At 68.6% G+C, this 23,802-nt stretch carries 25 protein-coding genes and 1 other RNA gene; 11 read left to right on the top strand and 15 right to left on the bottom strand.

What is annotated here, in order from left to right; all coding sequences use genetic code 11:
• Positions 1 to 14 precede the first annotated feature (14 nt).
• On the top strand, positions 15 to 386 hold the full coding sequence (locus tag ACWZHB_RS03750) for a hypothetical protein (RefSeq protein ID WP_427906533.1): 372 nt from the start codon (positions 15 to 17) through the stop codon (positions 384 to 386).
• Positions 387 to 446: 60 nt separating this feature from the next.
• Here ACWZHB_RS03750 and rnpB read toward each other — a convergent pair.
• Positions 447 to 854: RNase P RNA component class A (rnpB, locus tag ACWZHB_RS03745), an RNA gene on the bottom strand.
• Between the two features lie 36 nt (positions 855 to 890).
• Here rnpB and ACWZHB_RS03740 point away from each other — a divergent pair.
• Entirely contained in the window at positions 891 to 1,778 is an 888-nt protein-coding gene (locus tag ACWZHB_RS03740) for an alpha/beta hydrolase (RefSeq protein WP_427906532.1), read from the top strand.
• Between the two features lie 63 nt (positions 1,779 to 1,841).
• On the opposite strand, the gene ACWZHB_RS03735 is transcribed toward ACWZHB_RS03740, so the two are convergent.
• A complete protein-coding gene (locus ACWZHB_RS03735) occupies positions 1,842 to 2,030 on the bottom strand; it encodes a hypothetical protein (protein ID WP_427906531.1) in 189 nt (62 codons plus the stop codon).
• Positions 2,031 to 2,171: 141 nt separating this feature from the next.
• Here ACWZHB_RS03735 and ACWZHB_RS03730 point away from each other — a divergent pair, with 141 nt between their 5' ends.
• Positions 2,172 to 2,927, top strand: coding sequence for a helix-turn-helix domain-containing protein (locus tag ACWZHB_RS03730; RefSeq protein ID WP_427909069.1), 756 nt, complete (start codon positions 2,172 to 2,174; stop codon positions 2,925 to 2,927).
• A 62-nt stretch (positions 2,928 to 2,989) separates the two neighbouring features.
• Here ACWZHB_RS03730 and ACWZHB_RS03725 read toward each other — a convergent pair whose 3' ends face one another.
• The 5 genes from ACWZHB_RS03725 to cobC all read right to left on the bottom strand — a co-directional run bounded on the left by ACWZHB_RS03725 (position 2,990) and on the right by cobC (position 8,133).
• Entirely contained in the window at positions 2,990 to 3,679 is a 690-nt protein-coding gene (locus ACWZHB_RS03725; RefSeq protein WP_427906530.1) for a S1 family peptidase, read from the bottom strand.
• 142 nt (positions 3,680 to 3,821) lie between these two features.
• Positions 3,822 to 4,952, bottom strand: a complete 1,131-nt coding sequence (locus ACWZHB_RS03720; protein ID WP_427906529.1) for a bifunctional RNase H/acid phosphatase — start codon at positions 4,950 to 4,952, stop codon at positions 3,822 to 3,824.
• 16 nt (positions 4,953 to 4,968) lie between these two features.
• Positions 4,969 to 5,706 carry a zinc ribbon domain-containing protein gene (locus tag ACWZHB_RS03715; RefSeq protein WP_427906528.1) on the bottom strand — a complete coding sequence of 246 codons (738 nt, stop codon included), beginning with the start codon at positions 5,704 to 5,706 and terminating at the stop codon, positions 4,969 to 4,971.
• A gap of 99 nt (positions 5,707 to 5,805) precedes the next feature.
• Positions 5,806 to 6,921: a Nif3-like dinuclear metal center hexameric protein gene (locus ACWZHB_RS03710; RefSeq protein ID WP_427906527.1), complete on the bottom strand. Its 1,116-nt coding sequence runs from the start codon at positions 6,919 to 6,921 to the stop codon at positions 5,806 to 5,808.
• 69 nt (positions 6,922 to 6,990) lie between these two features.
• Positions 6,991 to 8,133, bottom strand: coding sequence for an Rv2231c family pyridoxal phosphate-dependent protein CobC (gene cobC, locus ACWZHB_RS03705; RefSeq protein WP_427906526.1), 1,143 nt, complete (start codon positions 8,131 to 8,133; stop codon positions 6,991 to 6,993).
• Positions 8,134 to 8,177: 44 nt separating this feature from the next.
• Here cobC and ACWZHB_RS03700 point away from each other — a divergent pair, with 44 nt between their 5' ends.
• Together ACWZHB_RS03700 and ACWZHB_RS03695 are read left to right on the top strand one after the other, a co-directional pair.
• Positions 8,178 to 8,681: a low molecular weight protein-tyrosine-phosphatase gene (locus ACWZHB_RS03700; protein ID WP_427906525.1), complete on the top strand. Its 504-nt coding sequence runs from the start codon at positions 8,178 to 8,180 to the stop codon at positions 8,679 to 8,681.
• Complete coding sequence (locus ACWZHB_RS03695; protein WP_427906524.1) at positions 8,681 to 9,544, top strand: SURF1 family cytochrome oxidase biogenesis protein; 864 nt, start codon at positions 8,681 to 8,683, stop codon at positions 9,542 to 9,544. The genes ACWZHB_RS03700 and ACWZHB_RS03695 overlap by 1 nt, the downstream gene beginning before the upstream one ends.
• Here the strand turns inward: ACWZHB_RS03695 and ACWZHB_RS03690 are convergent.
• Positions 9,541 to 10,491, bottom strand: a complete 951-nt coding sequence (locus ACWZHB_RS03690; RefSeq protein WP_427906523.1) for a cobalamin biosynthesis protein — start codon at positions 10,489 to 10,491, stop codon at positions 9,541 to 9,543. The two genes, ACWZHB_RS03695 and ACWZHB_RS03690, sit on opposite strands and share 4 nt — an antisense overlap.
• A 117-nt stretch (positions 10,492 to 10,608) precedes the next feature.
• Between ACWZHB_RS03690 and sigJ the strand changes: the two genes are divergently transcribed.
• Positions 10,609 to 11,535 (top strand): RNA polymerase sigma factor SigJ, encoded by a 927-nt coding sequence (gene sigJ, locus ACWZHB_RS03685; protein WP_427906522.1) that lies wholly within the window; start codon positions 10,609 to 10,611, stop codon positions 11,533 to 11,535.
• Here sigJ and ald read toward each other — a convergent pair whose 3' ends face one another.
• A complete protein-coding gene (gene ald / locus ACWZHB_RS03680; RefSeq protein WP_427906521.1) occupies positions 11,536 to 12,648 on the bottom strand; it encodes an alanine dehydrogenase in 1,113 nt (370 codons plus the stop codon).
• A 226-nt stretch (positions 12,649 to 12,874) separates the two neighbouring features.
• On the opposite strand from ald, the gene ACWZHB_RS03675 reads away from it, so the two are divergent.
• From ACWZHB_RS03675 to ACWZHB_RS03665, 3 genes are all read left to right on the top strand, one after another.
• Complete coding sequence (locus ACWZHB_RS03675) at positions 12,875 to 13,390, top strand: gamma carbonic anhydrase family protein (protein WP_427906520.1); 516 nt, start codon at positions 12,875 to 12,877, stop codon at positions 13,388 to 13,390.
• 116 nt (positions 13,391 to 13,506) lie between these two features.
• The gene (locus tag ACWZHB_RS03670) at positions 13,507 to 13,695 is read left to right on the top strand and encodes a hypothetical protein (protein ID WP_067456688.1); all 189 of its coding nucleotides are present in this window, start codon (positions 13,507 to 13,509) and stop codon (positions 13,693 to 13,695) included.
• 7 nt (positions 13,696 to 13,702) lie between these two features.
• Positions 13,703 to 14,326, top strand: a complete 624-nt coding sequence (locus tag ACWZHB_RS03665) for a TetR/AcrR family transcriptional regulator (RefSeq protein ID WP_427906519.1) — start codon at positions 13,703 to 13,705, stop codon at positions 14,324 to 14,326.
• Here ACWZHB_RS03665 and ACWZHB_RS03660 read toward each other — a convergent pair.
• Positions 14,294 to 16,102: an Eco57I restriction-modification methylase domain-containing protein gene (locus ACWZHB_RS03660; protein WP_427906518.1), complete on the bottom strand. Its 1,809-nt coding sequence runs from the start codon at positions 16,100 to 16,102 to the stop codon at positions 14,294 to 14,296. The two genes, ACWZHB_RS03665 and ACWZHB_RS03660, sit on opposite strands and share 33 nt — an antisense overlap.
• Positions 16,103 to 16,296: 194 nt before the next feature.
• On the opposite strand from ACWZHB_RS03660, the gene ACWZHB_RS03655 reads away from it, so the two are divergent.
• Both ACWZHB_RS03655 and ACWZHB_RS03650 read left to right on the top strand, forming a co-directional pair.
• Positions 16,297 to 18,120, top strand: coding sequence for a vWA domain-containing protein (locus tag ACWZHB_RS03655; protein WP_427906517.1), 1,824 nt, complete (start codon positions 16,297 to 16,299; stop codon positions 18,118 to 18,120).
• 114 nt (positions 18,121 to 18,234) lie between these two features.
• Positions 18,235 to 18,930 (top strand): nitroreductase, encoded by a 696-nt coding sequence (locus ACWZHB_RS03650; protein ID WP_427906516.1) that lies wholly within the window; start codon positions 18,235 to 18,237, stop codon positions 18,928 to 18,930.
• A gap of 63 nt (positions 18,931 to 18,993) precedes the next feature.
• Here the strand turns inward: ACWZHB_RS03650 and ACWZHB_RS03645 are convergent, their stop codons facing one another.
• The 5 genes from ACWZHB_RS03645 to ACWZHB_RS03625 form a co-directional block, all read right to left on the bottom strand.
• Positions 18,994 to 19,458, bottom strand: a complete 465-nt coding sequence (locus tag ACWZHB_RS03645; RefSeq protein ID WP_427906515.1) for a winged helix-turn-helix transcriptional regulator — start codon at positions 19,456 to 19,458, stop codon at positions 18,994 to 18,996.
• 135 nt (positions 19,459 to 19,593) lie between these two features.
• Positions 19,594 to 21,024, bottom strand: coding sequence for an acyl-CoA carboxylase subunit beta (locus tag ACWZHB_RS03640; RefSeq protein WP_427906514.1), 1,431 nt, complete (start codon positions 21,022 to 21,024; stop codon positions 19,594 to 19,596).
• Between the two features lie 119 nt (positions 21,025 to 21,143).
• The gene (locus tag ACWZHB_RS03635; protein WP_427906513.1) at positions 21,144 to 22,394 is read right to left on the bottom strand and encodes a KasA/KasB family beta-ketoacyl-ACP synthase; all 1,251 of its coding nucleotides are present in this window, start codon (positions 22,392 to 22,394) and stop codon (positions 21,144 to 21,146) included.
• Between the two features lie 10 nt (positions 22,395 to 22,404).
• Positions 22,405 to 22,710, bottom strand: coding sequence for a meromycolate extension acyl carrier protein AcpM (gene acpM, locus ACWZHB_RS03630; RefSeq protein ID WP_056821158.1), 306 nt, complete (start codon positions 22,708 to 22,710; stop codon positions 22,405 to 22,407).
• 80 nt (positions 22,711 to 22,790) lie between these two features.
• Positions 22,791 to 23,705 (bottom strand): ACP S-malonyltransferase, encoded by a 915-nt coding sequence (locus ACWZHB_RS03625; protein ID WP_427906512.1) that lies wholly within the window; start codon positions 23,703 to 23,705, stop codon positions 22,791 to 22,793.
• Between the last annotated feature and the right edge of the window lie 97 nt (positions 23,706 to 23,802).

Below are 23,802 nucleotides of genomic sequence, written 5' to 3'. Positions count from 1 at the left end.
TAGCATCCCGCTCCGTGAGTAGAACTACCGCCGCCATCGCGGCCAGCGCCACCGTCTTCGCCCTGCTTCTGGCCGGCTGCAGCGACGACTCTTCCGCCGCGGGCTCCCCCGCCGCCAGCACGACCGCCGCACCCGCCTTCCAGATCGAAGCCAGCAAGGCGGGCATGTTCGTGGTGAGCTACCGCAGCGCCTTCCCGAAGTTGTCGGAGGGTCGTGACGACGCCACCATCGCCGCGGTGCTGAACCATTCCTGCTCCGACATCAAGGCGGGCAAGTCCGAGGCCGACACTGTCGCCACGATCATCAAGGCGGCCAAGAACGGCGACACCACCCCGACCACCGAAGAGGCCACGGCCGTCTACCAGATGTCCAAGCTGATGTGCTGATTGTCAGCGAAGCGAGGCGGCGGCTCCCCGCGGGGAGCCGCCGCCTTCGCGTTTCGTGGGCGGGCGAGCCGGCCTGTAAGCCGGATCCTGTCCCCGATTCGCATCGGGGGGCGACCATCCATCTGGACACACCGTTGCCGGGTGCCTCGAGCGGTCCACCCGCAGGCTCGGGCGAGCAGCCCTCGAACACCTGCGCAGCCGCACCGTTGCCGATGCGACCTTCGACCTTGCTCCGGGCGGGGTTTACCTAGCCGCCCCGGTCACCCGGGGCGCTGGTGCGCTCTTACCGCACCGTTTCACCCTTACCGCACGTGCGTGCGGCGGTTTGTTTTCTGTGGCACTGTCCCGCGGGTCACCCCGGGTTGCCGTTAACAACCGCCCTGCTCTGTGGAGTCCGGACTTTCCTCGGCACCGAGCAGCGACACTGAATGTGCCCGTTCCCGTTACCGCGGTCGCCCGGCCGACTCGCCCGCCGGTACAGAGTACTCGCTACGGTATTGACTCATGGAACGTGTCGACGTCAGTTTCCCTTCGGGTGACCAGCAGTGCGCCGCGTGGCTCTACCTGCCCGACGGCGCGCCTCGTCCGCGTCCGTTGGTGATCATGGGACACGGGCTCGGGGCGACCCGCGAGATGGGGTTGGATCGGTATGCGCGGCGGTTCGTCGCCGCGGGAATGGGGGTGCTGGCCTTCGACTACCGAAATTTCGGTGCCAGTGAGGGTTCCCCTCGCCAGGTACTGAACATCGCTCGTCAGCGGCAGGACTGGAAGGCCGCAATCGCCTACGCGCGCAGCATCCGGGGCTTCGACGCCACGCGGATCGCCTTGTGGGGCACCTCGTTCGGCGGTGGGCATGTGCTCGCGGTGGCGCCCGACGACGACTACCTCGCCGCCGTGGTGGCCCAGGTGCCGTTCACCAGCGGGTGGGCGTCGGGGATGGCGAAGGGCCCGATCAGCCTGACCAAGGTCGCCACCATCGCCGCCACCGACCTGCTCTTCGGCCCGATCCGGCGCAAACCCATCCGCATCCGCCTGGCCGGGCGCAAACGCTCCGCGGCCTTGATGAGCGCTACCGATGTGCCCGAGGGCTACGGCCGACTAGCCGAGGAGAGCGATACCTACGACCCCAAAGTCGGTGCCCGCGTCGCCTTCTCGACCCTGTTCGACTCTCCCGGCCGCCGCGCGAAGTCCTTGAAGGTCCCCGTCTTCTACGCGATCGCCGAAAACGATTCGATCGCCCCCGCGGGCCCCACCCGCAAGGCCGCCGAACGCACCAAACACGCTGTGGTCAAGCAATATCCGGTCGGCCACTTCGACGTGTACTTCGACGATGTCTTCGAACAGGTAGTGCGCGACCAGACCGATTTCCTGGTGTCGGTCCTGCGCCCCTGAACTGCCCGGATTCGCCGCGGCCGTGCGGATCTGGACGCTGCTCGTCGGTGGGGCGGGCACCGCTCACTGGTCCGCCCGCCGTAGAGCGACGTACTCGAGGGCCGCGAAGGTCGCGACCAAGGCGGCGCCGGTGAGGAGGAAGACGATGCCGGCGGTGGCGGCCATCGCAATGCCGAAAAGGCCTGTGCTCCAGCCGTCCACGCGTAACACCATGGGCAGCAGGCCGGGTCGCGGGCCGGCGATCGAGGTCATCGTCTTCTCCTGACTCTGGGATGACCCCACTGTGCGGCGGGCGGGTCAGCGTGGCAATGACCTCGGAGGTCATGGCTGTGTCTGCGCGCGGGCCGATACGCTGGCCCGGTGACGACGACGAGCGACCGGGTCGGCCCGTTGATGCGCGAGTGGCGGCAGCGACGCAAGCTCAGTCAGCTCGATCTGGCGCTGACCGCGGATACTTCGGCGCGGCATCTCTCCTATGTGGAGACCGGGCGATCCAAGCCGAGCCGGGCCATGGTGCTTCGCCTGTGTGAGGCACTCGAAGTGCCACTGCGAGAACGCAATACCTTGCTGCTCGCGGCCGGATTCGCGCCCGCCTATCAGGAGTCGCGGCTCGACGCCGCCGAACTCTCGGCGGCTCGGGCGGCAATCGAGACGATGTTGCGCGCGCACGAACCGTATCCGGCGGTCGTGGTGGACCGGTGGTGGGACGTGGTCGCGGGCAATGCCGCCATGCCGGTGCTGATGACCGGCGTTCCCGAGCAGCTGCTGCTCCCCCGTCCGAATGTCTACCGGCTGGTCCTGCACCCGGACGGTCTCGCACAGCGGCTGGAGAACCTGCACCAGGTCAGGGAACTCTTCCTCGAACGGTTGCGCCGCCAGGTGGGAGCCACCGGCGACGATCGCCTGCGCGCCCTCTACGACGAGGTGAACTCCTATCCCGCGCCACCGGATTCGCGGACGTCGTCCGAATCCACCGGACCGTTCCAGGTGCCGATCCGCATCACCACACCCACCGGCACACTGTCCATGTTCTCGACGATGGCCACTTTCGGCGCACCAGCCGACGTGACACTGTCCGAACTGGCCATCGAGTTCTTCTATCCTCTCGACGACACCACCGCCGCGGCCCTGCGGAAGCTACACGCCTGACCGATACGACAAGGGGCGCGGCACCTGTATGGTGCTGCGCCCCTTGTGGTTTCGCGGGTGGATCAGATGGGCTGGAAGCCCGCGCCTACGCCGCCTGCGCGGTTGAGCACGTCCAGGATGACCTGGATCGGCTGGAAGTAGGCGGGCGAGTGAATCGGATTGGCGCCGCCGGTGCAGGGGACGTCGAAGTCGACGGGGCCAAGGCCGGTGAGGCGGCCCTGGTTCATGCCGATCAGGCGGTCGCCGACGACGACGGGGCCGCCGGAATCGCCTGGCTGCGAGCAGTACTGGTTGATCGAGGTGCCCTCGAGTTCACCCCACACCACGCCGCAGCTGCGACCGCTGGTGCGCCCGTCCGAGCACACCGTGGCGCCGGGGCCGGGCGAGGCGCCGATCCCCGCGACGGTGGTCTGACCGATGGTGCGCACCGGCAGCACCTTCGACGCATCCAGTTGCAGCACGGCGAAATCCAGGTAGTCGCCATCGTCGGAGTACGCGACGGTGCCGATCACGCCCGCGTTGAGCGCCTGTTCGGCGCCCACGCGCGAACCGGTCGGCGCGCAGTGTCCCGCGGTGAGACCGACGAGGCGGCCCGCGCTGTCGTGGCCGATGGCCGTGAGTGAACAACCGGAGTTGTTGTCGAAGACGATGCCCGAAGCGGCGCCGAGCACCACGCTCGGGTCGGCCGTCACGCTACCCGCACCCGCGGACGCGGTGAGCACCCCCGCGATGGCCGCCGCAAACGCCGCCATCCGTAGAAACCTCATCAAGTACCTTTCCTGTGTGGCCGCGGCAGTCCGCACGCCCGAGAAACCTTTCGGGCGGTACGCGGTCGTCGTTACGCCGACCGTCAGCCTGGGCGACCGTACCGTGCCCGGGTGACGAGCGGCTAGCTCACAGGTATGAGGTGTCGTTGACCAGGCGCACCGAAGCGCCACCGTCGGGATAGAACTCGGCGATGCACAGCGACGCGAGGTCGAGGTGCAGGCGGTACAGCAGCGACGGGCCGACACCGAGCGCCAGCTGCAGCAGGGTTTTGATGGGGGTGACGTGGCTGACCACCACCACGTTCTGACCCGGGTACAGCGCGACCAGATCGCGGCGCACGCCTTCGACGCGCTCGCGCACCTGATCGAAACTCTCGCCACCGGGCGGCAGGATCGACGTGTCGCCCAGCCAGTCGCTGTGCAGCAGCGGATCGCGCTCGGCGGCCTCGGCGAAGGTGAGACCCTCCCAGTCACCGAAGTCGGTCTCGGTGAGGCCGTCGAGGATGCGCAGTGGCACGTCGAGGGCGGTCGCGGCGGCTTCGGCGGTGGACCTGGCCCGCTGCAGCGGAGAACTCACGACCGCGGAGATATCACCTTTGGCGGCAAGCATTTTCGCGGCGCGGTCGGCTTGCTCGCGACCGAGCTCGGTCAGCGGCGGGTTGCCGCGGCCGGAGTAGCGGCGCTCCACCGACAGCGCGGTTTGGCCGTGGCGCAGCAGCAACAGGCGGGTCGGCTTGCCGACGGCGCCGGTCCAGCCGGGCGAAACCTTGGTCGCGTCAGCCGATTTCGGCACCGCGACCGCGTCACCGGCGACATGTCCGGCCGCGACGGCCTCGCGCACGGTCGCGGTGAGGTCGCCGTCGTCCATCGCCTCGTTCGCGAGCCGGTCGGCGTGCGAGTTCTCGGCGCGCGGAATCCAGGTGAAGCTCACCCGGTCGAATCCGGCGACCAGTGCCCGCGCCTGCTCGGCGAGCGGAATCATCGAGGCGTGCTTGATCTTCCAGCGTCCCGACATCTGCTCGACGACCAGTTTGGAATCCATCCGCACCGTGACGACCCGCGCGCCCAACTCGGCCGACGCCGCCAAACCCGCGATGAGACCGCGGTATTCGGCCACATTGTTGGTGGTGACGCCGATGAACTCCTTGCGTTCGGCGAGCACCCGCACGTGATCGGCGGCGAAGACCACCGCACCGTAACCGGCCGGGCCGGGATTGCCACGCGAGCCACCGTCGGCTTCGACGATCACTTCGTTCATCGGCGTACCGCTCCGATCACAGACCGGATTCCTTGGTGCGCACCATGATCGCGCTGCATTCCGGGCAGCGCAGGACCGCGTCGGGCGCGGCCTGGGCGATGCGCTGCATCTCGCCACGGTCGATCTCGATCCGGCAGGCGCCACACCGACGGGCCTGCAGCAGCGCCGCGCCGACACCGTGTGCCGAGCGCTGCTTGTCGTAGACGGCGATCAGCTCGGCCGGGAACAGACCGATCAGCTCGGAGCGGTCCTTCTCGCAACGCTGCTGTGCCACTTCGAGATCGGCCATCGCCTCGTCGCGCAGACGTTCGGCGTCTTCGAGATCCTGGTCGGCCTTGCTCAGCCGCGCACCCGCGTGGTCGTGGTCGGCGAGCATCGCCTCGCGCTGCTCCATCACGGTCAGCAGTTCGTCCTCGAGTACCGAGCGGCGGCGCTCCAGGCTGCCCAGTTCGTGCTGGATCTCGGAGAGCTGCTTGGCGGCGACGGTGCCCGCGGTGAGCATGCCGCGGTCGCGGTCCTCACGCTTGCGGACGGCCTCGACCTCGCCCTCGAGCTTGCGGATGTCGCGGTCCAGATCATCGATGCCGATCTCCACCGCCACGGCCGCGTCCTTGTAGCCGTTGCGCTCGGTCGCCAGCCGCGTCACTTCCAGCTGCTCGGGCAGCGCGGAACGGCGGTGGGCGATGCGCGTCAACTCGGCATCGACTCCTGCGAGCTGCAACAGCTTGGTCTGGACCGACGGTTCGACATTCAACGCGCACGAACTCCTGAACACAGTGGATGGATGGATCGATCAACCGTACCGCGCCGCGCGGTGTGATCTAGCCAAGACCCGAAGACGGGCACGGCCGGGTCAGCCGCTGACCGTCCACGGGTCGGTGCGCAGGGCGCTGACGCGGGTTTCCACGGCGGGCAGGGCGGTGTTGACGAACTGTTCGGCCTGACCGCACCAGGGGAACTCGGTGGCCCAGTGGGCGGCGTCGATGAGCGCGGGGCCGCCACGGCGCAGGTGCTCGTCGACGGGGTGGTGGCGCAGGTCGGAGGTGAGGTAGGCGTCGACGCCGGCGCGGATGGCCTTGTCGAGGTAGGAGTCGCCCGCGCCACCGCAGACCGCGACTCGTTCGATCATCCGGTCGGGGTCGCCGGCGGCGCGCACGCCCCACACCGTGCGCGGGAGACCGACACCGACCCGGGCGGTGAATTCGCGCAGGGTTTCGGGCTGTGCGAGTTCGCCGATGCGGCCGATGCCCAGCGAAGACGGCAGGGGTGCGCGTTCGGTGACGTGGTAGGCGGGTTCCTCATAGGGGTGTGCGGCGCGCAGAGCGGCGAGGACGGCGAGGCGGGAGGTCGGGGGCGCGACCACCTCGACGGCATCTTCGGTGACGGTTTCGATGGTGCCGATCGCACCGATGGCCGGGTTGGCGCCCGACACGGGCAGGAATTGGCCGGTGCCCGCGGTGTACCAGGCGGCTTCGCGGTAGTCGCCGATCGAGCCCGCGCCCGCGGTGAACAACGCCGACATCAACGAAGCGGTGTGGGTCTGCGGTACCTGGATGACCCACTTGTCCACGGAGGAAAGGGGTTTGGGATCGAGCGGACCGGTGACGGTGAGGCCGACCGCGGCCGCGAGCGCGTCGGATACGCCGGGGTCGGCGGAGTCCGCGTTGGTGTGCGCGGAGAAAAGGGCGCAGCCGGATCGGATCAACCGGTGCAGCAGAGCGCCTTTCGGCGTGTGTGCGGCAACGGTGTCAACCCCGCGCAGCAGCAGCGGATGGTGCACGACCAAAGCCTGTGCGCCCCAGCCGATTGCCTCGTCGACAACAGCGGTGGTCGCATCGACGGCGAACATCACTTTGGTGACTTCCTGCGCGGGGTCACCGCAGACGAGCCCCACCGAATCCCACGATTCGGCCAGCCTCGGCGGGTACGCCGCGTCGAGTACCCCGATCAGTTCGGCCAAATCGGTCACCGCCGCCTCCTTCGTTCCATGGGAACCTTCGTCATTCGATCACCTCGCAACGCATGAATTCCGGGTGAATCACCACAGTGCCGCACGCATGGCCTCGATCAATCGGTCGACTTCGGCGATGCCACGGACCGCCACGCGAAGGTGGTCCGGCCCAAGGCCGGGGAAAGTGTCGGCACGGCGAACCGCGATCGCACGGTCGGCGAGCCGCTTGCGCAGGAGTGCGCCGTCGGGGACGTGCAGCAGGAGGAACGGGCCGGTGGCCGGGGTGTGGACGTCGAGGCCGAGTCCGGTGAGTCGGTCGATCATGGCGGTGCGGTCGGTGGCAATACGGTCGGCGTAGCGCCGGGACTCCGCGACGGCCGAGGGTTCAGCGGTCGCGATGATCGCCTCGAGTTGGAGGGTGCCGAGCGGCCAGTGCGGTCGGCCGTGCGTCAGACGAGCCAGGATCTCCGGGGCGCCGAGGGCGTAGCCGCAGCGCAGGCCCGCCAGTGCCCAGGTCTTGGTGAGGCTGCGCAAGACGATGACATCGGGAGCCGGAAGACCTGCCAGCGACTCCGGTTCACCGGCGACCGGGCCCGCGGAACGCGCATCGACCAGGTCCTCGCCGGAACCGGCGAGCCCGTTGATCGTCGATGGCGTTTCGGAGGCGGCGGATCCGGTGGCGATGCCGACGACAGCGTCCGCGAACGCCTCGTCGACGACGATGATCCGGCCGGGGCGGCGCAGTGCCTGGATGGTTTCGGCGGGGTGCAGGATCGAGGTGGGGTTGGTGGGGTTACCGAGGACTACGAGGTCTGCTTCGTCGGGGACCAGCGTGGGGTCGAGGGTGTACGGGCGTTCGAGGATCACCCGGGTGACCGGGACGCCCGCCTCGCGCAATGCCAGTTCCGGCTCGGTGAAGGACGGGTGGATGACGGCCGCGAGGCGGGAAGCCAGGCGGGGCAGCATCGCGAAGCCTTCGGCGGCGCCCGCCAGCAGCAGGACCTCGTCGGGCGAGCGGCCGTGGCGGGCGGCGACGGCCGTGCGGGCCGCGTGTTCGTCGTCGGCGCTCGGGTAGCGACCGAGGTCGGCCAGGCGGGCGGCGAGGCGTTCGCGCAGCCAGGTGGGCGGGGCGAGGCCCTGGACGTTCACCGCGAAATCGAGCATGCCCGGGCGCGCCTCCACGTCGCCGTGGTGGCGCAACATCGCGGGGTCGACAGAGTCCTCGAGCACAACTGCACACCCTACGTGGCGGCGAATCGGCGCCACGGGCGACAATGGCTCCCGTGGGTCCACTACATGTCTCGTTCATTTGCACAGGCAATATCTGCCGGTCACCGATGGCCGCGAAGATGTTCGAGGCGCACCTCTATCGAGCAGGTCTGGCGAATCGCGTGCGGGTGAGCAGCGCGGGCACCGGTTCGTGGCATGTCGGCGACGCGGCCGACCCGCGCACCGAGGCCACCCTGCGCCGCGCCGGCTACCCCACCGAGCACACCGCGGCGACCTTCGGTCCCGAGCACAGTGACGCCGACCTGATCATCGTCTTGGACTCCGGGCACGACCGCGAGCTCGCGCACCGCGGCGTCCCCACCGACCAGCGCAGACTGCTGCGCAGCTTCGACCCCGCCGCCGACGGCCGCGACGTACCCGACCCCTACTACGGCGACCAGTCCGACTTCGACCTGGTCCGCGACCAGATCGAGGCCGCCATCCCCGGCCTGCTCGACTGGGTCCACGCCGAACTCGACGCCCGCGACCGCGCCGACGTGCAACTCTGATGCGCAAACTCACCTTCCTGCTGCGCCCGAGCTGGCTGATCCTCGCCGTGATCGTCGCCGCCTTCGCCTACCTGTGCTTCACCGTCCTGGCACCCTGGCAGCTGGGCAAGAACGACAGCACCGAACACCGCAACCAGTTGATCGCCGACTCGGTCCGCGCCGACCCCGTGGCAGTCACCGACGTGCTCGACAACGCCGGCTCCCACACCGAATGGCGCAAGGTCACCGCGACCGGCGCCTTCGTCCCCGAGTCGACGGTCCTGGTTCGTCTACGCCACCTGGACGGCGCCCCCGGCTACGCGGTCCTGGCCGCTTTCCGTCTCGACGACGGCCGCACCCTGCTGGTCGACCGAGGACTGGTCGCCGCCGTGGACGGCACCCGCCCACCCGCGATAGCCGACCCACCCGCGGGCCCACACCGCATCGAAGCCCGCGTCCGGGCCTCCGAGGGCGTCGTCCCCGACAAACTCCCCAGCACCCAGGACGGCTACCGCCAGGTGTACACGGTCGACACCACCCAGGAATCGACCGTCCTCGACACCCCCCTCACCCCCATCCCCACCGGCACCGACAAGGGCGGCTACCTCCAACTGGCCGAAGGCCAACCCGGCGCCTTCACCCCGACCCCCCTCCCCCAACTGGACGCGGGCCCCTACCTCTCCTACGGCCTGCAATGGCTGGCCTTCGGCCTCATGGCCCCGCTCGGCCTCGGCTATTTCGTGGTCGCCGAACTGCGAGCCCGCCGCCGCGACCGCGCCGGATCGTCGAGCTCTGCGGAGTCCGGCCCCACCTCGACCACCGGCCCGGAACTCCCCCCGAAGACCACCACCGAAGCTCGCCTGGCCGACCGCTACGGCCGCTAGGCAGGCGCTGCCTGGCCCCTGCGCCGCAGCGTCGTGACCACGACGGCGACCGCAAGCGCACCGACCTGCACACCCGCCGACATGCGCACCGCGCGTCGCAAGTCCACTGGCGTCGGCGTCGGACCGTCACCGAGAGTGGGGCGAAGTTCAGTGCCGTGTCGATACTGAGTGCGCCCACCCAACCGGATCCCGAGCGCACCGGCCATGGACGCCTCGACCACTCCCGCATTGGGACTCGGGTGCTTGGCGGCATCACGTCGCCACGCCCCCAGCGCACCCGACGCATTCCCACCGACCAGCGGCGCGAGCCCAGCGGTGAGCAGGCCGGTGAGCCGAGCCGGAACCAGATTGGCGACATCGTCGACCCGGGCCGCGGCCCACCCGAACCGCTCGTACCGCTCGTTCCGGTACCCGATCATCGCGTCGAGTGTGTTGACCGCCCGATAACCCAGCACCCCCGGTACGCCCGCGACCGCACCCCACAGCAGCGGAGCGACAGTCGCATCCGAGGTGTTCTCGGCGATGGATTCGAGAGCGGCCCGCGCCAGCCCCTCGGCGTCGAGGACCGACGGATCCCGCCCACACAGCGACGGCAGCAGTTCACGAGCGCCGGCGAGATCCCCGGCTTCGAGCCGGTCCGCCATGGCGTGCCCGGCGCGCACGAGGCTACGACCACCCAGCGCGGTCCACGTCGCCAACGCGGTCACCAGTACACCGCCGGACCCCCGACCGCGAGTGACGAGCGCGCCGATACCGACCACCGACCCGACCGCGACAACCTCGTGCACCACCCCGGCCCGGCGATTGTCGGCATAGGTCGTCTTCTCCAATGCCGCTGCCGCCGTGCCGAATCCGGCCACGGGATGCCAACGCCGTGGATCGGCGAAAACCCGATCGAGCACGAACCCCAGCACCAGCCCGACCGCCGTCGATGTCGCTTTCCGCACCGGCCGAGGGTAGCGGGCGGCGCGAATGTCACACCCACGACCGCTGGTTCGTCATCACTGTGACGGCACTTCTAGACTCGCCGGGACCGAGCAAGATCAACCGAACGGGCGCACACCATGACCTCACCGCAGCCTCTCGACCAGGCCGAGCTGGCCCGGCGCTTCGAGGAACACCGCCCCTACCTGCGGCGACTCGCCTACAGCACGCTCGGCAGCATCAGCGACGCCGAGGACGTGGTGCAGGACGCGTGGCTGCGCCTGCAACGCCAGTTCGACGCGGGCAAGGCGGACGAGATCGACAACCTGCGCGCCTGGCTCACCACCGTCATCGGCCGCCTCGCCCTTGATCAGCTCGGCTCCGCCCGCGCCCGCCGCGAACAGTACGTCGGCGAGTGGCTGCCGGAACCGGAGGTCACTTCCTGGGACGATCCGGCCGACCGCATCTCCCAGGACGAACGCGTCACCACGGCGCTACTGGTGGTGCTCGAGTCCCTCTCGCCCGCCGAACGCACCGCGTTCGTGCTGCAGGACGTGTTCGGGATGACCGGCCCCGAGGTCGCCGAGGTGGTCGGGCGCACGCCCGCCGCGGTCCGCCAGCTCGCCTCGCGCGCCCGCAAGCACGTCGAGAACGGCACCCCACGTTTTCCCGCTTCGCCCGTCGAACAGGAGAAGGTCGTCTCGGCGTTCGCGCTGGCCTGGCGCTCCGGTGATCTGAGTTCGCTGCTCGGCGTGCTCGACGAGAACGTGGTCCTCACGGCCGACGGCGGCGGCAAGGTGCCCGCCATCCGCCAGCCGGTGCGCGGCGCGGAGCTCATCGCCAAGATGCTGCTCGGCTGGTACACCGCCGCGGACGGCTGGGGCCGCGCGGTGCTGGTCAACGGCATGCCCGGCTTGATCGTCTTCGACGGCAAGAACGCCGGCGTCTTCTCGTTCGTCATCGACGCCGGTCGCGTGGTGGCGATCAATGTCGTGCGCAACCCCGACAAGCTCCGCGATCTGCCCATCGAGGGCGACCCGGACTGGTACCTGGGTGGCGGCAAGTAGTCAGGCGCCGAGCGAATACCCGTGCGCGGCGGCGACTTCGGCGGACAGCAGGTTGCCGTCGACCGCCGTGAGCCCCGCGGCCAGGCCGGGGTCGGCGGCGCACGCGCCGCGCCAACCCTTGTCGGCGATCGCCAGCGCGAACGGCAGCGTCGCGTTGGTGAGTGCCACCGTCGAGGTGTGCGGCACCGCGCCGGGCATGTTCGCCACGCAATAGAACAGCGAATCCGTCACGGGGAAGGTCGGATTCGCGTGCGTGGTCGGCCGGGTGGAAGCGAAACAACCGCCCTGGTCGACGGCGATATCGACCAGCACCGACCCGGGCCGCATGCGTGAGACCAGCTCGTCGGACACCAGCTTCGGCGCTCGCGCACCTGGTACCAGTACCGACCCGATCACCAGATCGGCGGCGACCACGGCCTTGTCGATCTCGAGTGCGTGCGAGGCGAGCGTGCCGACCCGGCCGCCGAAGCGTGCGTCGAGCTCACGCAACCGCGCCGGATTCGTATCGAGCACGCTCACCCTGGCGCCCATCCCGACCGCGACACTCGCCGCGTTCGTGCCCGCGACGCCGCCGCCCAGCACCACCACGTCGGCCGGCCGGACTCCGGGCACTCCCCCGAGCAGTACGCCGCCGCCACCCATCGGTGCCATGAGGTGATAGGCCCCGACCTGGGCGCTCAGCTTCCCTGCCACCTCGCTCATCGGCGCGAGCAGCGGCAGCGACCCGTCAGGCCCGCGGACCGTCTCATAGGCGATGGCGACGATCCCCGACGACAGGATCGCGTCGGTGCACTCTTTCGACGCCGCCAGATGCAAGAAGGTGAACAGCACCTGATCGCGGCGCATCAGCGAATATTCCTGCGCGATCGGCTCCTTCACCTTCACCACCAGGTGGGCCTCGGCCCAGACCTGATCGGCGTCCGCCGCGATCCGCGCGCCCGCGGCCCGGTACTGGTCGTCGGCGAAACCCGACCCGGCACCGGCACCCGCCTGCACGAGCACCTCGTGCCCGTGGGCGACGAGTTCGGCGGCGCCCGCCGGAATGAGCGCCACCCGGAATTCCTGCGGCTTGACCTCCGTCGGCACCCCGACGATTACGCCCGTTCGCGTCATCCGCCAAGCCTAGGACCTGCACCGGAGCACGGCCGCGGCCTCGATCGCGTGTCGCGACCGAGTCAGGCGACACGCACACCTACTCCGGAAACGACCCCGCCCCCTGCGCGCGCACGGCGACGATCACTGCATTGCCCACGGTTCGTCCATCACTTCCACCGCACGCTGGGGACCTTCCCGGCGGCCCACCGCGCACAGGTTCGCGGGGCAGCGCGATAATCGGTTCATGATCATCAAGGTGAGCGGCTTCACGCCCGAGATCGACGACACGGCCTGGATCGCGCCGAACGCGACTGTGATCGGCCGGGTGAGCCTGGGCGCCGAGGTCGGCATCTGGTACTCGGCGGTGCTGCGGGGTGACCTCGAACAGATCAGCATTGGCGCGCGCACCAATATCCAGGACGGCTGCGTGCTGCACGCCGACCCCGGTTTCGCGCTGACCGTCGGCACCGGAGTCTCGGTGGGCCACAACGCGATTCTGCACGGCTGCACCATCGGTGACGACGTACTGGTCGGCATGGGCGCCACGGTGCTCAACGGCGCCGTGATCGGCGCGGGCAGCCTGATCGCGGCAAATGCCCTGATTCCCGAGGGTGCGCAGATTCCGCCCGGCTCGCTCGTGGCCGGCGTGCCAGGCAAGGTGCGCCGCGAACTCACCCCCGCCCAGCAGGACGGGATCAAGCTCAACGCCGCGGTGTACCTGCACAATCTGACCAACCACCGCGATGCCGAAGTATTGTGACCCATCACACTGAGCAAGTGACCAGTAGGGAACCCTGATAGCATTTGTCCTGCGTACTGCGTGACGATCACGAGAGTGACGATCGGCACCGGATACGCGAGGCAGGAGGTATCACGGTGGCATACGTGCATTCCGGTGTGCGCCGAGCGGCAGGACGGCTCAGCGTGGCCGATATCGCGGCGCAGCCCGGCGGGATCGAGGCACTCCAATCCCGCGTTCACGAACTCCGTTCTCGCGGAGTACATTTCGCGGCCAATGCGATCGAGCAGGAGATGGCCGCGTTGGATCTGCCCCCACAGGGATAATGGGGTAATGCCTACCGTCTCGTCGATCCTCGCGCGAATACTCGAAAAGCCCGTCACCGACGGGGAGAAACTGCTCGACAGCGCGCTGTCGGCGTTTCTGGACTTCGGGATCAAACGCACGAGTATGGGCGAGATCGCGCGGCGGGCCGGCATCAGCCCGGCCACCCTCTACCGGCGCTACGAATCCAAGAACGACCTGGTCGAAGCCGTCGGCGTGCGCGAAGCGCAGCGCTATGTGACCGATATCGACGAGCGCGTGCGCGCGGTCACCGAACCCGGCGAGCAGCTGGTCGAGATCTTCGTCGCCTTCGTCACCACCATCGCGGGCAACGAACTGCTACGCCGGTTGCTGAGCACCGAGCCGGAGATCATCCTGCCCCGGCTCACCACCGACGCCGGGCCGATCCTCGCGGTCGGGCGCGCGTATCTGGCCGAGAAGCTGCGCGAGCTGCAGGCCAGCGCGCCGGTGCCGGAATTCGATCCCGATCTGGTCGCCGAGATCATGGCGCGGCTCGCCCTGTCGCTGGCTTTGACCCCGGACGGGCTCATCCCGCTCGACGACGCCGAAGCCGGGCGGGAGTTCGCGCGGCGCACGCTGCTACCGATGGTCGGCATCCGCGACGTCCACTGAGACGCCGAACGCCGCCTCGACCACCTCGTCGATGCCCGAATCCGCCACTGACACACCCTCTTCGAGCAGGGCGCGAACCCGGCGCACGATCTCGCCCGCTGCCGGACCGGCCGGATCGGGCAGCGGCAATCGCGCGACATACTGGGTGATCCACCGGCGCCGACCCGAGTACAGCCGATTGCCGCACACCGCGTCGTAGAACCGCAGCCCCAGCGCCGAGTTCGCCACCCCCATCAGGAGATATGCCAGATCGGTGGCGGATCTGCCCGCCCCCAGATCCGTGAGCGAGATCCAGTAGCAGTCGCCGTTGACGACCGCCCCCGACCGGTCGAGCGCGAAACGCGGGCGTTCACTGATGTCGGGGAACACCAACTTCGGTGCGCCCCAGAGGTGTGGGCGCTGCGGAACCCAGATCTCGAACCATTTGCGGCCACCATCGAGTACGTATCGCCGACCAGCCAGTATCTGCTCATGGGACTGGAGATATGCTGCCGCGCACGGGTATTCGGCCAGGTCGATCGGGGTTCGCCGGGGTTGGAGCAGATCGTAGGGATAGAGCACCCGCGTGCCGCGCGCCATCGCGACTCGCCACGGCTGCAGATCGTGATGTGTGATCAACTCCCGCAACAGTTCCCGCTCGGGCATCGGATCCATCTGATCCCACCGATCCGAGATGAACACTCGATCCGCGGTGGTCTTGATCCCCACCCGAATGCGCGCGGCCTCGCCGAACGAGCGCCAAGTGCGATCGGCGATCCGGCCCAGCCAGTGATCGACCGAGGGGCGGGACATGCGCCAGGCGGTGTCACCGTGACGACTACCATTGACTGTTCGCGAGTCGGCTTGTCGCGCTGCCGGTTCCGCGCTGACCGGCGTCGGCGGGTTCATCACTGGAGGGTCCGGTAGCCGTCCGCCTTTCGGGAGCGTCGCGGGTTCGCCCGTCATCGCCGCACCCGTCGCCAACACGCCGACCTCCACTGCGAACACTCGGCCACCGGCACCGACCAGGCAAGCATCGTCGCCCGCCAGCGCGTCGAAAAGCGCAGTAGTGCAGTCGGGTTCGACTCCCAGTTCCTCGTACACCGAGACGTAGCGACAGCCGGGTGGACCGGTGGCGCGCAGGGCGACGGTGATCGCGGGCAACACCGCGGCTGCGAAGAGTTTGGTGTCACCGAGGTCGTACAGCTCCACCGGCGACAGTTCGCTGGTGAGGATGCGACGCAGGTTGGCCCCCGCCCGAGTGGTGAGAAACCGGTTGGCACACAGCAATCCGAGCACGCCTCCGTCGGCCAACAGCCGTGGTGCGATGGCTACGAACGGGTGGGTGAGGTCGATCCGCCCGCGGAGACCGAACTGCTTGCTCAGCAGTTGGGCAGTCGCGCCGCCCAGCTGCTGGGTCCGTACGTAGGGCGGATTGCTGATGATCACGTCGAACGATCCGTCGGCCAGATCGGCGGAGGCAGCCAGGAAATCGCCCGCACGACAGTCTATTTCGATGTCGAGGTCGGCGAACCGCCCGGCGGTTTCGTCGACAGCCTTTCGGTCGAGGTCGAAGCCCGTGAGGCGCACCGCGACATCCGGTGCGCCGGCCGTGATTTCCCGATGGACCGCCAGCAACAGTTCACCGTCGCCGCACGCCGGGTCGAGCACGCGCAGCGCCCCGGTGCGAGGGGCGTAGCGCAGCGCCCGGCGCGCCAGGAACCGCGCGAGCTCCGGTGGCGTGTAGTGCCTGCCGTGCCGTTTGCGCTCCTGCGCGTCGCGGGCCTGCAAAGCCATGCGTTCGATTGTGCCCCGCAACTGCACCGATTCGCCGCAGGCGCGAGCCGACCCGGAACATAACGCCCCCACCTGCGCACACATGGTCGCGGCTTTCAAACGGTGGGCTGCACCACTGCATCAGGGGTAGAGCGGCCACCGCGCGGTGGGTAACGTCTGTCCGGTTTCACTCCGCGATACCGAAGCCCAGGACGATGCCGAGAATCAGTACGCTGACCGCCGCCCTCACCGCCGTAGTCCTCACCGTGCTGCCCGCGTCACTCCCCGTCCTGGCGCAGGCCGACCCCGGACAATACGCGCCGACCATGCTGATCCTCGATGCCTCGGGCTCGATGGAGCGCCCCGATCAGGGCGGCACCATGATGGACTCCGCCAAGCGGGCGGTGCGTAGCTTCGTCGCCTCGGCCCCCGCCGAATCATCGGTCGGGCTCACCACTTACGGCACCGGCACCAGTAATTCCGAGGCCGACAAGGCCGCAGGTTGCCGCGACGTCCAGGTGCTGGCGCAGCCGACGACCATCGACAAGCCCGCCCTCACGGCCGCGGTCGACGGCATCCACGCGCGCGGCTGGACCCCGATGGGCACCGCGCTGCGCCAGGCCGCCGACGCACTGCCCGATGCCGGTCCGCGTTCGATCGTGCTCGTGTCCGACGGTGACGACACCTGTTCCCCGCCCGACCCGTGCGAGGTCGCCAAGGAGTTGAAGCAGCAGGGTGTCGATCTGATCGTGCACTCGATCGGGTTCGCGGTCGACGACAAGGCGCGCGCTCAGCTCACCTGCATGGCGCAGGCCACCGGCGGTACCTACAGCGATGCCGCCGACGGCGCCGCCCTGGAACGTATTCTGCCGCGGGTGAGTTCGGCCGCGCTGCGCGACTACCAGGCCACCGGCACGCCCATCACCGGCACCGACACCATCGGCACCGCTCCGGTCGCAGGCCCCGGCCAGTACCTCGATACCCTCGGCCAGCGGCAGAAGCGGTACTACGCGGTCGATGTGCCCGAGGGCGCCACGGTCTACTTCACCGGGATCGTCTCGTTCCCCCGCGGGCGTAGCACCTCGACGACCAACGACATGAACGCGCTCGACCTTCGCCTCTTCGGGCGCGAGAGCATGGAGTGCGGCAACCGCGAACGGGAACTCGAGACCAGGTCCAGCGACGGCACCACCCTCACCATCGCCAAGGCCTTCGACGGCGCGGCCGAACCGCTGTTCGAGTCCGACAAGTGCACCGGCGCCGGTCGCTACACCTTCGAGCTGACCTGGGATCTGGTGTCGGAGGGCTCGTCCGATCGGTTGCCGGTGGAAATTCTGGTCGGTATCGAACCCGGCGTCACCGATCCCGGCCCGGGCGCTTCGACCACCAAGACCGCGTTCACCGAACCGACGTCGCCCACCCAGACGGTCAGCGGCAGTGGCTCGTTCACCACCGCCGCGACGCTGCCGGGCGGCGGCAGCTACACCGACACCGTGCAGTCGGGCGAGTACGTCTTCTATCGCGTTCGGCTCGACTGGGGGCAGGGGTTGGCCTACCGGGTGGGTTTCGCCGAGACCGGCGGCGCCAACCGCATCGCGGCCTCGAACGTGACGACCACGCTGTACTCCCCGCTCGGCACCGAAATCGACTCCGACACCAGCGCCTATACCGGCCGATCGAGTGCCGAGCTTCGCCTGGCATCGGTGCCGATCCGGTACGCCAACCGTGGCGAATACGACGTTCGCGAGCAGTCGGTGGCCGGTTGGTACTACCTCGCGGTGAAGATCGGCGTCCCGACCGGCGCCGATGCGATGCCGCCGACGCCGGTGCAGCTCGACATCACTGTGGCGGGGGCGGCCGAGCCCGGCCCGACCTATCTCGGCGCCAGTGCGCAGCCGGCCGCGGAACAGCCTGTCGCCGTGAGCAGTCCGGCGACGGTCGCGCGGCCGTGGGCCTGGTACGTCCTGATCGGGGCAGGTGTGGCGCTGGTCGTCGGCATCGGTGTCGCGATCCTGGTCGTCGGCCGTCGACGCGGCTGATCATCGCCCGCCGGCACCCGGACTCGTGGTGCCGGCGGGTTCCGCGGTAGCGGCGGAACTGCTAGATTCAGTCTCGAAATGAGACCAGTTCTCCGCAACAGAGGGAGCCGCGCGATGGCGCAGACCGACCACCACAGCAGCGATTTCGCCACCCTCCAGCGGCTGGCCGACGCACGCTGGACCTGCCGCCAGTTCACGCCGGAACAGGTCGACCGCACGACCATCGAACAGCTGCTCACCCTCGCGCAGCGCACCCCATCGTGGTGCAACACCCAACCGTGGCAGGTCGTGGTCACCGAGGGTGAAGGCACCGACCGGTTCCGCAAGGAGCTGCTCGATCACATCCAAACGGTAGGCACCACACCCGATTTCGAGTTCCCCGCCGCGTACGAGGGAATCTATCGCGACCGTCGCCGCGCTTGCGGATTCCAGCTCTACGACAGCGTCGGCATCGTCAAGGGCGATCACGAGAAGACCATGCGCCAGATGGTGCGCAACTTCGAATTCTTCGACGCCCCGCACGTCGCCATCGTCACCTCCGAGGCCGACCTCGGCATCTACGGCGCCATCGACTGCGGCCTCTGGCTCGAGAACTTCCTCCTCGGCGCCCAGGCGCTCGGCCTCGGCGCCGCCCCCCAAGCCGCCCTCGCCTCCTACGCCCCCTTCATCCGCGACTACTTCGACATCTCCGACACCCGCAAGGTCGTCTTCGGCATCTCCTTCGGCCACCCCGACCTCGCCCACCCGATCAACGCCTTCCGCACCGCCCGAGCACCCCTCGAGGACCAGATCACCTGGCACACCTCCTGACGGATCAAGATCATCAGGCCCTGGTGGCGAACCCCCTCGGGCGGCGCGACCTCGGCCTGGTGATCAATTGTCCGGAGCGCGCGAGGTGAGGCCGGGACCCGCTTCGGGTTCGATGTCGCGGGCAGTGATCTCCGCGGCGCACTCGTCGCAGGTCAGGTGCGCGCGCGCCTCGCCAGTGCAGCCACGATGCCGGTACTCCACCGGCGGTCCGTCCGGCGCCATGTAGGTGTCGCCCCACTCGCGGATCGCCATCAGGATCGGGTAGATCGCGTGGCCTTTCTCGGTGAGCCGATACTCCTCGTACGCGCCGTCATCGACGGGGCGCTTCACCAGGATCTCGTGTTCGACCAGCCGATCGAGACGGTCACGCAGACGGCTTCGCGAAATGCCGAGCGCACCCTGGAAGGCGTTGAAACGACGCACCCCGGCAAAGCTGTACTTCAGAATCAGCAAGGTCCAGCGATCACCGAAGATCACCAGCGGCCGCGTGATCGAGCACGGGGCGTCTGCGAGTTCCTCATAGCGCACCCTGGCATTATCCCCCGAACAAGCACGACAGTGGCGCGGTGGACAAGGTTCGCCCCCGACCGACTGCCTGACCCGGAACGACTTCGGGCCCCGGGATCGATCTCCCGGGGCCCGAAGTCGTTGTGTCAGTTCAGATCACAGCGGGATGTTCTTGTGGTGGCTCTTGCGGGCCGGGGCCGCGGCGAGGGCCGCGGCGATGATGCTGCGGGTCTTGGCGGGGTCGATGACCTCGTCGACGACGCCGATGGCGACGGCGCGGTCGACGCCGCCCGCGAGCTGCTCGTGTTCGGCGGTGAGGCGTTCGTGGAGGGCTTCGCGTTCGGACTCGGGCGCGGCGGCGAGGGCCTTCTTGTGGAGGATGCCGACGGCGGCCTTGGCGCCCATGACGGCTACTTCGGAGCCGGGCCAGGCGTAGACGGCGGTGGCGCCGAGGGCGCGGGCGTTCATCGCGATGTAGGCGCCGCCGTAGATCTTGCGGGTCACCAGGGTGACGCGGGGAACGCGGGCTTCGGCGAAGGCGTGCAGCAGTTTCGCGCCGCGGCGAACCACACCCTCGAGTTCCTGGCCGACGCCGGGCAGGTAGCCGGGGACGTCGGTGACCACGATCAGCGGGATGCCGAACGCGTCGCACAGGCGCACGAAACGGGAAGCCTTCTCGGCACTTTCGGAGTTGAGGCAGCCGCCCAGGCGCAGCGGGTTGTTGGCGAGGACGCCGACGGTGCGACCGCCCAGACGGCCGAGGCCGGTGACCATGCTGCGGGCGTAACCACCCTGGAGTTCCTCGAACGAGGACTCACCGTCGACATTATCGAGCAGCTCGTGCACGATCGGCTTCACGTCGTAGGCGCGCTTGGCCGACTCCGGCAGCATCGCCTTGAGGTCGACATCGCCGTGCTCGGCCGCGACCAGGTCGAATTCGCCCTGTTCGGCGAACATCGAGACCAGGCGGCGCGCGCGGTGCATGGCGTCGGCCTCGTCATCGGCGGCGATGTGACAGACGCCGGACTTCTTGAAGTGTGTGGTGGGACCACCGAGGGTCGCCATGTCGACGTTCTCGCCGGTCACCGAGCGCACGACGTCGGGTCCGGTGACGAACACGCGGCCCTCGGGCGCCATGATGACCACGTCGGTCAGCGCGGGACCATAGGCGGCGCCACCGGCGGCGAAGCCGAGCACCACCGAGATCTGGGGCACCAGGCCGGACGCGCGAACCATGGCCTCGAAGACCAGGCCGACCGCGTGCAGCGCCTCGACACCCTCGGCCAGGCGCGCGCCACCGGAGTGCCACAGCCCGACAACGGGGATGGAGGATTCGATCGCGGTGTCGATCGCGTCGACGATGTGCTTGCAGCCCTCCACGCCCATCGCGCCACCCATGACGGTGGCGTCGGAGCAGTAGGCCACGGTGCGGACCCCGTCGACCTCGCCGATCGCGGCGAGCACGCCGGAGCGGTCACGCGGATGCAGCGGCAGGACGGTGCCGGGGTCGAAGAAACGTTGGAGCCGACCCAGTGGGTCGCGCGGATCGGTGGTGGTGTCTTGAAACGCGGGAGCAATGATGGTCATCGCGCTCACTCCTTCGAGAAAATTGCCGCGACGGCGGCTGCTGTGGCGAACCGCCGGTGGGAGTCGAACCATTCAGTTGGCACGACCCCCACCGGGGATCGGATGTGCAGTCTGCGGCTTTACGCCCGACCGAAGGCGAGCGCGACGTTGTGCCCACCGAAACCGAAGGAATTGTTGATCGCGTACTCGATTTCCTGGCGACGGGCTTCCCCGTGCACCACATCGAGATCGATCTCCGGATCCTGGTTGTCCAGGTTCAGTGTCGGCGGAACAATGCCGTCCCGGATCGCGAGCACCGTGAGAATCGACTCGAGGGCGCCGACGGCACCGATCGAGTGACCAAGTGCCGACTTCGGCGCGTACACCGAGGCATGCTGCACCCCGGCGTAATGGATCGCGTTCTTCTCGGCGAGGTCGCCGATCGGAGTCGCAGTCGCGTGAGCGTTCACGTGCGCGATGTCACGCGGGGACAATCCGGCGGTCTGCATCGCGCGCTGCATCGCGCGTCCTGCACCGGTCCCCGTCGGATCAGGTGCCACCAGGTGGTACCCGTCGGAGGTGATGCCCGCACCCAGCAGGCGTGCGTGGATGGTGGCCCCGCGCGCCTTGGCATGCTCCTCGGTCTCGATGACCATCAGTGCGCCTGCTTCGCCGAAGACAAAACCATCTCGGTCCTTGTCGAACGGCCGAGACGCGCCCTTCGGATCATCGTTGCGGGTGCTCGTGGCGCGCATCATCGAGAACGCCGCGATCGGCACATCGGAGATGAAGCCCTCGACACCACCGGTGACGACGATGTCGGCGTCACCCATCACGATCATCCGCCACGCGTTGGCGATGGCCTCCGAACCCGACGAGCACGCCGAGACCGGAGTGACCACTCCCGCCCTGGCCTTCAGCTCGAGACCGACGACCGCCGACGGACCGTTCGGCATGACCATCTGAACAGCCAGCGGCGAGATCTTGCGATAGCCACCGTTCTTCAGCTTGTCGACCGAGTCGATCAGGGCGTCGCCGCCGCCGAGTCCGGTGCCGATCGCGACGCCGAGACGGTCGTTGTCGACCTCCGGGCTGCCCGCGTTCTTCCACACCTCACGACCGAGGACGGTCGCCAGGCGCTCGACATACGCCATGCGGCGGATCTCGACCCGGCTCAACAGAGTGTCGGGGCTGACCTTCAGGTGACCGCCGATTCGCACCGGCAGGTCGTATTCCTCGATGAAAGGATCCTCGAGAACGTCGATTCCGCTCTCACCGTTGAGGAGTCCCTTCCACGTCGCATCGACATCACCAGCGATCGACGTGGTCGCCGCCATGGAGGTGACGACAACGTTGGGGAAGTTCCCGTTCAAAGTGGAAGGAGTGGTCACAGTGTCAGCCCTACTCGCCGGCGCTGTCGAACTTGGCCTTGAGCTCTGCGGCGACGTCGGCGTTCTCGGCCTCGAGCTTCTGGACGTAAGCGACGGAGTCACCGACAGTCTTCAGGCTGGCCAGATCCTCATCGGGGATCTTGACGCCGTACTTGTCTTCCATCTGCACAGCGATCTCGACCATGGACAGCGAGTCGATGTCCAGGTCGTCGACGAAGGACTTCTCGAGGGTCACCTCGGAGGGTTCGATACCCGTAACCTCTTCGATGATCTTGCCGAGTTCTTCGACGATCTGTTCCTGGGTCAGAGCGGCCACTTTGGTGGCTCCCTTCTTGTTTCTATTTGTAGGGTCGTGAACGGCCTGCACTTCGCTGTGCATGACCGCCGGGGGGAAAGCTAGCCCGAGGTGGTCAGTTCGGCCAACGCGGGGAGGTCTTCGGGGGTCTTGAGGGCCAGATTGGGCGTGCCCTTCAGCTCCCGCTTGGCGATGCCGACCAGGGTGCCTGCCGGCGGCAGCTCGACCACGGCCGAGACGGCCGCGGTGCGAATGGTCTCGTTGCACAGGTCCCAGCGCACGGGGCGAGTGACCTGAGCGGCAAGCTTGTCGATCGCGTCGGCGCCCGAGGTGACGGGCTGCCCGTCGAAGTTCGACAGCAGCGTCCGGATCGGGTCGCTCGGCGAGATCTGGGCGATGGCATCGGCGACAGCTTCCTGTGCCGGTGCCATGAAGGCGGTGTGGAACGCACCGGCGACGGGCAACGCGCGGACCCGTGCCTTCTCCGGCGGGTTCGCGGCGAGCTCCGCCAGAGCTTCCAGGCTGCCCGCCGCGACGATCTGGCCGACCGCGTTGCGGTTGGCCGGGACGAGATCGAGCTCGGCGAGCCGTGCGAGCACGGTGGCTTCGTCGCCACCGAGCACCGCGGACATGCCGGTCGGCTCCAACGCGCAGGCCTTTGCCATCTCCCGGCCGCGGATGGCGGCGAGGGCGACGGCCTCGTCGGCGGTGATGACACCGGCGACAGCGGCTGCGGCGAATTCGCCGACCGAGTGTCCGGCGACGATCGTATCGGCCGGAATCGACCCGGGGGCGATTTCGGCAAACGCGAGCAGGGCGGCGGCGACCACGAGCGGCTGCGTCACCGCGGTGTCGACGATCTCCTCGGCCGTCGCGGTGGTACCGAGACGGACCAGGTCGAGGCCCGCGGCCTTCGACCAGAGCTCGAGGCGATCAGTCGCACCGGGAAGTGCGAGCCACGGCGTGAGCATGCCGGGTGTCTGGGACCCCTGTCCAGGGGTGAGCAACGCGATCACTCCCTAAGACAACACTGTGACCCCCGCCGCAAGAGATGTCGGCGCGAATGAAGCTTTCCGATCGCTTTTGTAGGGGTCCCACAAAATCCGAGGTGGG

Source organism: Nocardia sp. FBN12 (assembly GCF_054031145.1).
This window is presented reverse-complemented; position numbering and strand designations above follow the sequence as displayed.

Excerpts from the sequence above, each read along its gene's own strand:
- ACWZHB_RS03720 (WP_427906529.1), bottom strand. The coding sequence starts at position 4,952 with ATGAACGAAGTGATCGTCGAAGCCGACGGTGGCTCGCGTGGCAATCCC.
- ACWZHB_RS03700 (WP_427906525.1), top strand. The coding sequence starts at position 8,178 with ATGGCTCCCGTGGGTCCACTACATGTCTCGTTCATTTGCACAGGCAAT.
- ald (WP_427906521.1), bottom strand. The coding sequence starts at position 12,648 with ATGACGCGAACGGGCGTAATCGTCGGGGTGCCGACGGAGGTCAAGCCG.
- sigJ (WP_427906522.1), top strand. The coding sequence starts at position 10,609 with ATGACCTCACCGCAGCCTCTCGACCAGGCCGAGCTGGCCCGGCGCTTC.
- ACWZHB_RS03675 (WP_427906520.1), top strand. The coding sequence starts at position 12,875 with ATGATCATCAAGGTGAGCGGCTTCACGCCCGAGATCGACGACACGGCC.
- ACWZHB_RS03640 (WP_427906514.1), bottom strand. The coding sequence starts at position 21,024 with ATGACCATCATTGCTCCCGCGTTTCAAGACACCACCACCGATCCGCGC.
- ACWZHB_RS03650 (WP_427906516.1), top strand. The coding sequence starts at position 18,235 with ATGGCGCAGACCGACCACCACAGCAGCGATTTCGCCACCCTCCAGCGG.
- ACWZHB_RS03740 (WP_427906532.1), top strand. The coding sequence starts at position 891 with ATGGAACGTGTCGACGTCAGTTTCCCTTCGGGTGACCAGCAGTGCGCC.
- ACWZHB_RS03730 (WP_427909069.1), top strand. The coding sequence starts at position 2,172 with ATGCGCGAGTGGCGGCAGCGACGCAAGCTCAGTCAGCTCGATCTGGCG.
- ACWZHB_RS03660 (WP_427906518.1), bottom strand. The coding sequence starts at position 16,102 with ATGGCTTTGCAGGCCCGCGACGCGCAGGAGCGCAAACGGCACGGCAGG.
- ACWZHB_RS03695 (WP_427906524.1), top strand. The coding sequence starts at position 8,681 with ATGCGCAAACTCACCTTCCTGCTGCGCCCGAGCTGGCTGATCCTCGCC.
- ACWZHB_RS03655 (WP_427906517.1), top strand. The coding sequence starts at position 16,297 with ATGCCGAGAATCAGTACGCTGACCGCCGCCCTCACCGCCGTAGTCCTC.
- ACWZHB_RS03725 (WP_427906530.1), bottom strand. The coding sequence starts at position 3,679 with ATGGCGGCGTTTGCGGCGGCCATCGCGGGGGTGCTCACCGCGTCCGCG.
- ACWZHB_RS03735 (WP_427906531.1), bottom strand. The coding sequence starts at position 2,030 with ATGACCTCGATCGCCGGCCCGCGACCCGGCCTGCTGCCCATGGTGTTA.
- ACWZHB_RS03665 (WP_427906519.1), top strand. The coding sequence starts at position 13,703 with ATGCCTACCGTCTCGTCGATCCTCGCGCGAATACTCGAAAAGCCCGTC.